Here is an 11,869-nt window from a genome sequence, read left to right on the forward strand (position 1 = left end):
GTCGCCATTTCGTTCGTCGTCAGCCCGACTTGACCGGCCGAGGTCACGTTCGATTGGTCGGCGATTGCCTGAACAGTGTCCTCAATGTCATTCGTGGCGAAGCTCACACCCAGCGAAGCTCCCACGCCGCCACCCGACCCGCCGGCGCCCACGCTCACGCCGACACCGCCGCCATTGGCCGTGATGCTTGCGGAATCCGTCGCGGACAACGTCACATCGCCGCTTGTCGTCGTGACCGTCGCCCCCTTCTGAATCAACGCTTGAACGGTGTTCTTGACGGTGTTTCCCGAACCGGCTCCGGCCGCCCCGACACCGACACCCGCCGCGCCGCCACCACCCACGGCGACGGCCGCTCCAATCGTCAAGGCGTTAATGTTGGAAGATTCCGTGGACGACACGGCCACCGGCCCGCCGGAGTTGACCGTCGAATGATCGATGATTCCCGCCACGGTGTTGGCGATGTCGTTTGTCGCCACGCCGATGCCGACCGCCACACCGGCCGCCCCGTTTGCCCCGAACGCGCCGGCGACGGAAACACTCGCCACTTTCGCGGAGTCGGCCGAATTGTTTTGAGCGGACACCGTCACTCCGCCGCCTGAAACCAGCGTGCTGTCCTTGATCGTCGCGTTGTTCGTGTTGCCGATGGTGTTCTTGGTGACCGCTCCTCCTCCGCTGACGGCGACGCCGTTTTGCGCTCCGGCCGCCACCGAAAGGGTCGCCGCGACCGCCACGCTGTCAATCCTGGCCGAGTCATCGGAAGTTACTTTGGTTGATTGATGCGAACTCACATCATTCGATCCATTAATCACAGATTGGATCGTGTTGTGAATGTCATTGAGTGCCACCGCCACCCCGACCGTGATGGCCGCGCTATTTTGCGAACCGGCCGACACGGCCAGGGCGGCGCCCGTCGAATTCGCCTTGATCGTCGAATCATCGCTGGAGGAAAGATTGAGTCCCCCGGTGGTCGATGCGACGTGGCTGTCGGAGGACAGCGTGGCTTTGGTTGTGTTGCTGATCTGGTTGGCCGAACCGGCTCCCGCGCCCGCGAAGCTCACCCCCACGGTTCCCGTCCCGGCGGCCACGCTGCCGGCCCCGGCGATGGTCACCGCGTCAATGGCGGCGTCTTCATCCGCCGTCAGGGAGACATCGCCATTCGCCTGAATGCTGGCATTGGCCGCCGTGGCAGTCGTTGCGTTGGAAATGTCATTCACGCCGATGGACGCGCCCACTGATCCCTGCACACCCACACGATTTTGCGAGGCAATCGACAGGGCGACCGCGACCGCCCCGGCGTCGGCATGGATGGTTGAATCATCCGAGGCGCCAATCGCGAGCTTGCCTTGCTGGGCCATCGTCGTCCCGCCGGTGATGCTGGCGTCGATGGTGTTGGCGATGTCATTGGCCGAACCGGTTCCGGCGCCGACAAAGTTCGCACCGACCCCGCCACCGCTTCCGGCAATGGTGGCGCTCAATGCGCCTGCAATGGACAACGTGTCGATCTTGGACGTGGATTGCGATGTCAGTCTCACATCACTGGCGGCGGTGACGTTTGAGTTGACGCCTGCAAAAGGTTCGACGGCGGCTTGGATCGCATTGCGAACTTGGTTGACCGCCGCCGAGGCGCCGACGGACATGTTGACGTTGGCCTTGCCTGCCTGGGCGAGAGACAACGACACCGCGACGGCCCCGGCATCCGAATGAATGGTCGATTTGTCATACGCCTCCAAAATCACATCAGCGGCGGTTGATGTGACATTCGATCCGGCAATCAAGGCATCGACGGCGTTCTTGACATTGTTGCCCGATCCCGCGCCGGCCCCGGCGAAGTTGACGCTGAACCCATTGCCTCCGGAAGAAACAGTCCCGGCGCCGGCGACGGTGAGGGCTTGGATCTTCGGGGAGGCGTCGGCCAGCAAATGGACATCATCGTGGGCGTTGACCGTCGAATTTTGAATCAGAGCGTGCGTGTTTGACTGGACATCGTTGATGGCGACCGAGGCGCCAATCGTACCGTTGACGCCGCTTACCGACGCCTGACTGCCAAGCCGGAAGGCGAGGGCCAGACCGCCGGCATCCGCATAGATCGAACTGTGATCGTGCCCTTCCACGGAAACCGCGCCGGTCGCATTGACCGTGCTGTTGATAACCAACGCCTGAACATCATTGCGAATATAGGCTCCGGAACCCGCCCCAGCCCCGGCGAATGTGATCGGCAACGGCCGGAACGGCTGTCCTTGCGCCTTGGCAGCATCTCCGGGGGACGGCGGGGGACCAGACTCCGGCCCCTTGGCGACGGCAACGCTGCCGGCGATGGCCAAATTGAAAATTAGCGGAGCCGAATTGGCATCGACATCCACGCCGGAGGCGGTGACATTCGACCCGACAATCGTGGATTTGACCGCCCCGGCCAACTGAGTAAATGCCGGCGAGACGGTGGCCGAGATTTGTTGCCCGCCCGTCCCCGAGGCAACGGCGTTGACAATCTTTTCAACGCCGTTGGACAGGACTTTCAATCCGTCAGTTCCGTTGGCCGTCACGACGGCGCCGGGATTGACGGTCGCCTGCACGTTTCGCTCAACATCGACCAATCCCAAGGCCAGACCGACGCCGGCTTTGCTGGCGCCGAAGGCCGCCGTGCCGCTCACACTGGTGACCCGAAGGTCTTCATCGGCCGTCACGTACACATTGGGTGCGGAGACAATGGCCCCGGCCCCGATGTAGCTCGTCACGTTGCTGTTAAAGTTTTGCGTGTTGATCGTGAACGGGAGGGCCAGCGTGCTTGCCAACAGCGAAACGGCGGCCCCGACCGTGGTGATCGTCTGATCGGATTCGGCATGGATGGTGACATTCCCCGGAGTGCTTCCCGCCGACGGATTAAACGATTTCACATCAGCGTCGCCGCCGATGTAAGCATTGACGGCGTTGTCAAAAAGGCCCACATCAAGAGCCGCACCAACGGCGACCTTGCCGGAGACCGTGACCGCCCCGGTCACTGAAACCAAGAAGTTGTCGCTCTTGGCCTCGACATCGACATCGCCGGTCGTCCGGATGATGGTCTTGGCGGGCGTCGGGGAATCCGTGGGATCGCCGATGAACGATTCGGTTTGAGAATCGTTCACGCTAACCGTGCCCGAACCGGCAATGTTGGCCACATAGGTCGGCTTGACGGCGCCGACACCGGCGGTGACGGAGACGGAGAAATCATTGGTGTTCGCGTTGACCTTGACTTGATCGGCCGTCACGGTCGTGTCGGCAATGTAAGCCCGGTTGATGCGGGGTTGCGTGTTGTCGTCGGGATTGTCGAGTTCGTCCCCGCTGGTCGAGTTCCACGTGAAGGCGCCGGAAAGGGCGCCGGCCGGGGCGATTTCGCTTCCGGTGAGAATGCTGGCAGTGACGGCGATGGCAAACACATTGCTTTCGGCCGTCACGGAGACAACCCCGCCGGGATCAAGTTGGACTTGATGCTTGGTTCCGTCCGCCTGATCGGTTCCGCGGATGAACGCCTGCGTGTCGTCCTTTTGGAAGTTCAACGCGACATTGGCGGAAATTCCGAGGCCGAACTGCGGGGCGTTGCCCTGTTGGGTCGTGTCGTCGACGCCAAGCAGTTTGCTTGCCTTCAACGGCACCGGCTTTTTCTCCCCGTTTTCGTCCGCAGGCAGATCGTCCGGCTCTTCCCCTTTGACGGCTGTTTTGGCCAGCCCGATGCCGAGCAATTTGGTTTCCGAATCTGCGTTGACATCGACGGCCTTGGCCGCGTGGATGGAACCAGCCGAGGGGAAGGAATTTGTGGCCGTGTTCAGATTGCCGATGAAGGCATGCGTGGTGTGTTCCAGCGAATTGATCGAGACGCCGATGCCGACCGCCAACACACCGCCGTCTTGCATGACGGCGTTGACGTTGAGCAACCGGACATCGTCGTTTGCGTTGACCGTCAGCGTGCCGCCCGAATCGACCTTTGCCTGGTCTTCGATGTAAGCCTGGACATTGTTGTCGATCCGGTAAATCGTGACGGCGCCGTTCACGCCCACCACCGAGGCCTTTCCCCCTTGCTGGCCGATCGCCAGATCCCAATTTCGATTGGCCGCCTTGACTTCAATGTCGCCTTTTGCCTTTAGTTGCGCTCCGTCATCGACATAGGCAATCGCCTCGTTGGTCAGCGTGATGCCGCTGTAACTGCCGCCGATCACCGAGCCGCCTTCGCTCTTGTTCAACCCGAGTTTCGCAATCCCGGCCAGGTCGATGCTTTCAAAACTCGTGTTGGCGGTGACGGAGATTTTCTGGGTGTCCGCCGGCGAGACGACAAAGGGAGTTGCCGGGTTCAGATCACTCAGGTTGATATTCAGTTTCACGCCTTCGCCCACCGTGGCATGGGCCGTGTTGTGAACCTGATGAGCCTTCACTGTTCCGCTGATGGCGTAGTCCGCCTGGGAAACAACTCGTGTCTCCGGGTCAAGCCCCAGCTTGCCTTTGACGCTGTCTTTTTGGATGGGCTTGCCATCGGAGCCAAAGGCGGCCTCTTTTTCAATTTCCCCGGCGGAAGCGGAGGCATCGGTGCTGGCGAGGAAGTCCGGCACCCATCGGGAGAACTTGACGAGCGGCAGGATGCTCGCCTGGAGATAAGCCATGTTGTCCGCGAGATTATCCTGCGACCAACCGGTCAAATCGGTTGAGCCTTGCTGGGCGGATTGCGACGCCTTGAAGGGATCGGAGTCGTCGATATTGACGGTCGGCAGGGATTGAATTCCCGGCGGCTGGGCCAGCGCTTTGATCGCGTCGTCCAGCGTCACTTGATTGGGAACCACGCTGTCGGCGTGGACATTCAAATTCTGTGCCGCCGTGATGACCGCGCCGTCGGCCACCGTGGCGTTGGATTCGTTGTCATAATTGGAAATGATGATCGCCCCGGCCAAGGCGACGGTGGAATTGGCCTTCGCGGCCGCGATCGCCGAGGCATTGAAGTTATCTTCCGCGTAAGAAGTCACCGAGACATCGCCCTTCGAGTAAAGCCGGGCGTCCCCGGTCACCAGCGAAGAGGCTTCGTTCGTGCTGTTGGCAATCGTAAGGGCCGCCGCGCCGGACACCTTGCCGGCGTCAGCCGTCCCCTTGAGGTCGAAGCCTTTGCTGGCGAGTGCCGACGCCACCTTGGCTTTTTGGGCGGCGGCAAAGCTGCCGTCATTCGACCCGAACAAATCCCGTTTGACGGACGCTGTGCCGCTGGCGTCGTCGTTGACATTCACAGAGCGGGAATCGAGATTGAGCTGGCCGGTCGCATGAACGGTGCCGGACAGAGTGGCATCGGCGGAGGAAGAGGTCTTGCTGACGATGATCGCGGCCGCGCCGCCGGTGTTCGGGACGGCGATGCCGTTGACTTTCCCCTTTGTCTCCACAGTGAAGTCGTTCAGGTTCTTTGCGGAAACATTCACAATCGAGCCGGAGATAAATGAATTTGGTCCGCCGATGCGCGTCTCGGAGACGGACGAAGCCTCTCCGGCGGCGGCGGTGAACGCCGGGCCGGGAATCAACTTGGCTTTGTCGAGCACGACCCTTTGCGCCGCCAATAGCGGAAAATTGGCCCCCGTGGTGATTTTGTTTCCGACATAGAGCGTGTTGAAGACATCGGCGTTCAGGCCGACCGTGTCCCCCGCCGTGATCTTGGTGTTGTCGCCGACGATCAATCGCGATGTCGCCTCTGATTTGCCGTAAGAAACGCCCAGCCACAAACTTTGAATCTTGGCGTTCAACGTGCTTTGCGCCATGGACCGCAGCCCCAAATCCTGTGTGGCGTTGAGCGTCGCGCCGTCGGCCACGGTGATTTCGCTGGTCGATTGTTGGGTGGTGGCTTGGGCGATGAAACCCGAAAGCATGTCGCTGATTCCCGCCATGCGAAGCAACAACCCGCCCGCGAGGTCACCGGCCGTGAAAGCCACCCCGTTGCTCTTGGTCAACAGAATCAGACCCTGCACGGTGGCCGTGAGCGTGTGTTCGTCCGCGAAGACAATCGGCGTGTTGTCGGGCTTTGTGCCCAAGTCGATCACCAATGTCCGGCCGTTGTTGGTGATCGAAGTGACGGTGAATTGACCGTTGTTGTCGGCCGATCCGTCGATGTTGATTTTGCCCCCGGCCGTGAAGCCGTCGTCGGACCAACTGCCGGAACTCCGGGTGATCGTGTTACCCGTGAACGAAAGTTCGGGCTTGGCCAAGGCTCCCGTGGAGACAACATCGACGACGCCCGGCGGCGGGGTGGCCTCAGTGTCCTCAAACATGTTGATGAAACTCGCCATGAACAATGTCTTGCCGTCCGGACTGATGGACGCGATCTGGTTCGGGCCGTCGTTGCTTGCCGTTCCGTTGACGTTGATGGTCTGGCCGGCCTGAAAGCCGTCTTGCCGCCAGGTGCGCGTGTCTTTGCGGGTGATTGAATTGTTGGCGGGGTTGAACACGAGCGTCGGCGGATCCTGCCCCTCATCGGCGGTCAGCGATTGAATATCCGTGTCGCTTCCCGTCACGATGGTTTCGTTCACCAACTCGTCATCGCTCGACAGAGTCAAGGTTTTGCCATCCGAGCTGACAGCGGCAATCGTGAACGTGTTGTCGTTGAACCGGGTGCCCTTGACCAGAATCGACTGGCCGACCCCAAAATGTTCGTCGCCCCAGTTGCCTGTGGCCCGCGTGATCGTGTCGGGCTGGCTGCCGTTGTCCGCAAAGGTGAGTTGCACGTTCGCAGGTTGCACGACAACGGTTTCATCAAGCCGGGCCAAAGGAATGTCCGCGCCCGAACCCTGCGACGTGATGACCGCTCCATGAACGCCGGTCTGGGGAACCAGTTTCAAACCAGGGTTGCCGGATGTTGATCCCGGCACGGCGTTGCCCAAATCGAGGATCAGGTCCTCGCCGTTCACATCCATGATGGGGTATTCGCCGTCGTTGTCGCCTTGGGTGTCGGCATCGAGGCCGTCCGGCGTGTTCTTGACGGAGAGCGTCTGCCCTTTTTCAAATCCCTGGCTGGCCCAAGTCACGCCGTCATTTCGGTGAATCGACGCGACACCCGTCGTCGGGTCGGTGACAAAATCGAGGCTCGGGTCACCGGTCATCAGATTGACGGTTTCGATGGTCAGATCGCTGGTGCCGTTCTCCGGCTTCAACTGGGCGCTGGCGTCGAGCGTGAGCGTGGACTCGTTGAGAGCCGCGATGCGATAGATCCCGTTGTTGAACTGGGAATTGCTGACTTGGATGTAGTCCCCGGCCCGGAAGCCCTCGGCGAGCCAGTTGCCGTCGGCCCGCACAATCGTGTCGGGGACGGTCTGGCCAGTCTGGGGATTGATCAGGTTGTCCACGAACACCGGGAACGTGTTGGCCGTCATCGACGCCGGCAGATTCACTTGGTCGAGACCGAATGTGTTCACCTCAAAGTCGGCGAATTTTTGGGTGTTCGAGTTCGACAGGACGAAGACGTTGTTCCCGTTCAAATGTGCGTTGCCAATGGCAATCTTCCCAGCGGCCTCCCGGTCCCGAACTACTGGGGCGGCGGCGTCAAAGGAAAGATTGAAGGCAGCGTCGACGCTCAAGGCCACGTTGCCGCCGACGCCGGTGATCGAAGCCCCGGTCACCTGATACTCGGAGGCGAACGTCTTGCTGGGATCGACCGTCAGCGTGCTCCCGCTGACCCCGGTGACGACAAACTGGCCGTCGTTGTCCGGTTTGCCGTCCTTGTCGAGGTCACGGCTGTTCGTGTTGTCGATCGTGATAACTTCGCCGGGAAAAAAGCCGTCGTCCGACCACGACTGGCCGAACGGACGAACGATGGTGTTCAAGCGGAACGTGAGACCGCCCGTTCCCGCATAGGCCGACGTGCGGACGGTTTGCCCCAGCAGATTGGCCCCGTCGGAAACGTCGATTTCATTCTGGGCGCCGATGTAGATGTTCCCGGCCGACAAATTGCCGGAGACGGTGGCTTTTTCGGCGTTGTTCACGATCAGGCTGGCCGAACCCAAATTCGTCGTGTTGACGACGAGATTGGCCCCGCCCAAGTTGAGGGTCAGGCTGCCGGCCGGCTTGGCAATCGAGTAATCCTCGGAGAAAGCGGCGTCCAGAACCAGTTTGGTGGGGTCGTTGGCGTCCGTGGACAACACAATGGTGTCGTTTGTGTTGGTGTAATCAACGGTGGTGTCGTTCCCCGAAACGGTGACCGCCGGGGTGACGCGGCTTTCGAGCTGTTCGATGCTCAGTTTCAGTCTGGCGTGGGTTGTTCTCGCGGCTGACGGTTGTGTCTTCTGATTGGCAAGCAATGATCCCAGCCACTTCAATTTCGAGAAGGAACGCATCGCAGTCTCTTATGGAACGGTGTCGGCCGAATTCGGAACACCATGACTGCGACGGAAGCAACCAAAACGCGCAGAGAAAAGCGTAAATATTTTTTGGGTGATTGGGAAATTGATATGCGGCGTGAAATTGTTCTTCTTATTTCGGTTTGGCGCGATCCAAGAAAGAGTCCCCGACATTGTTGAGGAAACCCTGCCATGGGGGAATGCCTAATTCTTTGGCGAGCTTTGCCGATTTTTCCTTCTGGCCGCAACGCCGGTAGCACTCGTAGAGGTGTTTTCCCGCAAAATCGAGTTCCGGATATTTGACGGACATCTTGTGCGCTTCCTCCAAGAAGGGAATGGCTTCCTGAAAGCGACCCATTTCCCGATACGTGACACCAAGATTTCCGATGGCGTTGAGCGTCAGCGGATTGTCCCGGTCCATTTTCATTTCTGATCGTCTGGCCAAATCCTCAAACAAGGATCGAGCTTTCTCATATTGCTTTTGGCGACGATAGGTATGGGCAAGCGCGCTGTTGGAACTCAAGGTGAAGGAGTGGTCGCGTCCGAAACGAACTTCATTGCGGGCCACCGTGTCAAGCAATAGTCGCTCGCTTTGATCCAGTTTGCCAAGATGGGCGTAAGCCACTCCAAGATTCTGCTGAATGTTTAATTCCGTCTCGACATCCCGAGTTTTCAGTTTGTTTAACACTTGAGTCGCTTCTTCCAGCAGCACGGCTGTTGTCGCCCAATCATCTTCCACGGCGACGGAGAGACTGGAGAGTGTCATCACCATGTCCCGATGATAATCATTTCCGAACAGCGCCTTTTGTCGCCCAAGCACCTCCTCCAAAATCAGTCTGGCTTCTTTCTGGCGTCTCATTTCCAAATAACAATTGCCAAGCTCGCCCATGAGCGCCAACGTTGTTTTGTTGTCGACTCCAAATCGCGTTCGACTCAGAAGAAGGGCATGTTCAAGGTGGCCAAGGGCCACATCGCGTTTCCCGGATCGCAGGTACGCCTCGGCCAGTTGCCTTGTCATTTCGATGGTCAACTCAGAATCGGGTTCATCCAGCGATTTCAGGGTGGCCAGTGATTTTTCCAGAATCTTGATCGCCTTGTTGTAATCTTCCAAGCCGATAAGCGATGTGCCAAGTCTGTATTGCAACACGACCGCTTCCTTGGGGTCTTCGTCCGAAAGACTGTCCAGTTCGTCGACCGCCTGACCCAATCGTTCCGCCATCAACTCTTGAAGCGGGCGTCCGCCATTTGCAAAATCCCGAGGATTGGTCTTTTCAAAAATCGACGCGAGGATTTCATTCGCTTTGCGGCTTTTTTCGAGCCGCCTTTGCGCTTTTTCGCTGGCGGCCAATTCGGCGATGCGGGCCTTCTCCTCGCGGATCAACCCGATGCTTGTCCCGATCACTCCGCCCACCAGAGCCAACAGGGCGAGGGCGAACCCCAAAAACGGCAGCTTGTTTCGCCGATAAAACTTCCGCAACAAGTAGGAAGCCGATGGCGGGCGGGCCTCCACGGGCCGGTCGGACAAATAATTCTCGATATCGCGGGCGAGGCTGTTGGCCGTGTCGTATCGGCGTTCCCGGTCTTTTTCCAAGCATTTCATGACCACCCAGTCAAGTTCCCCCCGAAGCAGCGCGGCCAGTTTCTTCTTCTCCAGCTTTCCGAAAACGTCCGAAGAGAAAGCTGTCTCTGTCAACACGCGCGAACTTGGCTTGGCGGGAACTGTTTCCTGAATCATGCGAACGATCTCGGCCATGCCCGAGTTCCGGATCACTTCCGGTTCGATTGGCCGGGTTCCGGTCAGCAACTCGTACAGAATGACGCCGAGGGCATAGATGTCCGTCCGGGTGTCGATGTTGTGGCCCGAGAATTTGGTCTGTTCGGGGGACATGTATTCCAGCGTGCCGATCACCAAACCCGCCTGGGTCGCCGGGAAACTTTCCTCCCCGTTTCCCCGCATGACCTTGGAGATTCCAAAATCGATGATCTTCGGCGCCGGGCGCCCGTCAACCCAACTGACGAGGATATTGGCGGGCTTGAGATCCCGGTGGATGATCCCTTTCTGATGGGCGTGCTGGACCGCATGGCAAATCAGCACGAACAAATCCAGCCGGGCGCGGGGCGAAAGTTTTGCCTCCTCGCAGAACTTCATCAGCGGCAAACCGTTCACCAACTCCATGACCAGATATGGCTGGCCGGCCGAAGTGATTCCCCCGTCGAGGGCGTTGGCGATGTTCGGGTGATCCATGAGCGACAGCACCTGACGCTCCTGCTCGAACCGGGCCATCACCATCCGCGAATCCATGCCGGCGCGAATCAACTTCAGGGCCACCCGACGTTGCATCGGCATGGTTTGCCCGGCCACCCAAACTTCCCCGACGCCTCCTTCGCCAATCTTTTCAATCAACTTGTACCGATGATCGATCACCGTTCCGGATTTGGCCTCCACATCTGAGAGAGCCGCCCGATTTGAGGCCGTTTTGGTTTGGTTTGTTGGTTCCGTGAGTCCCCGGAGAATGTCCGTGGGTTTCAAGCCAAGCAAGGGGCTGTCACTGTCGTGCAGGGACAGCAATTTTTCGATGCGCGACCGCAATGCCGGATCGCCGCCGCAGGCTTCTTCCAGATAGCCGGATCGCTCCGCCTGGCCGGGGCGATTGAGCGCTTCGGTGAAAATCTCTCTCTCTCGCATGGAATGGCCGTTGTCCAAAACATCCGTGAGGTTGAATGATTCCGTCGTATCGCCCGGCAAAACCAAAGCGAATCTCGTCGAAAAGGCTTGGGCGCATTTTGTCCCTGCCCTTAATGCGACAATTCCCGCCAATTCGCGCAGCAATTTTTTGGAAAATTAAAATTCGCTGTTTTCGGCAGATTGTTGGATCTCAGCCAGCAACCAAGCTCGCGCGTAAGCCCAATGGGCATCGGCCGTCCGGGGGGCGATTCCCAAGATGACCGCCGATTCCTTTAGCGTCAGCCCGCCGAAATAACGAAGCGTGACCAGTTCGGCAATCTGCGGTTCAATGGAGGCGAGAATTGTCAGCGCCTCGTCAAGGGCGAGCAATTCCTCGGCCATTTCCGGCTCGGCGACTTGGTCCGGATCGAGGGCGATTCGTTGATGGGTTCCGCCATGCTTGTCCCGCTTTTTGCGGCGAGCCGATTCAATCAAAATTCGCCGCATGGCATTGGCCGCTGCGGCAAAAAAACGGCTGCGGCTGTCCCCCGGCAAATCCTCGGGGCGAAGTATCTGATTGGTGCTTTTGATGAGCCGCAGATAGACTTCATGGACTAATGCGGTGGGTTGCAGCGTGTTGCCGGGGGCTTCCTGTGCCAGCCGTTGCGTCGCCAGCAAACGCAGGTCGCCATACACTTGGGCAAACAGATGCTCAATGGCCGTCTCGTCGCCCGAGCCTGCATTGACGAGTAATTGAGTGAACTCAGGCATCACTAACCGCACAAACAATCAATATCCCGTTCTTTTGATTGTAGGCTGTTTCAATCAGGGCGACGAGCGTTCGAGCGGCGGCATCCGTTCGTTTCGCAGCCAGTTG

General features: G+C 59.2%; 3 protein-coding genes. All 3 read right to left on the minus strand.

The annotated features are described in order from the left end of the window. A partial coding sequence (locus BGIM_RS54055) for a beta strand repeat-containing protein (RefSeq protein ID WP_157369663.1) occupies positions 1-8,324 on the minus strand: 8,324 nt, incomplete at its 3' end. 136 nt (positions 8,325-8,460) lie between these two features. Next, on the minus strand, positions 8,461-11,013 hold the full coding sequence (locus BGIM_RS58830; protein WP_052640135.1) for a serine/threonine-protein kinase: 2,553 nt from the start codon (positions 11,011-11,013) through the stop codon (positions 8,461-8,463). Between the two features lie 156 nt (positions 11,014-11,169). Continuing rightward, complete coding sequence (locus tag BGIM_RS0135550) at positions 11,170-11,763, minus strand: ECF-type sigma factor (RefSeq protein ID WP_020474419.1); 594 nt, start codon at positions 11,761-11,763, stop codon at positions 11,170-11,172. Positions 11,764-11,869: the final 106 nt, after the last annotated feature.

It is taken from the genome of Zavarzinella formosa DSM 19928 (assembly GCF_000255705.1).
In the GTDB taxonomy this organism is placed as follows: Bacteria; Planctomycetota; Planctomycetia; order Gemmatales; family Gemmataceae; genus Zavarzinella; species Zavarzinella formosa.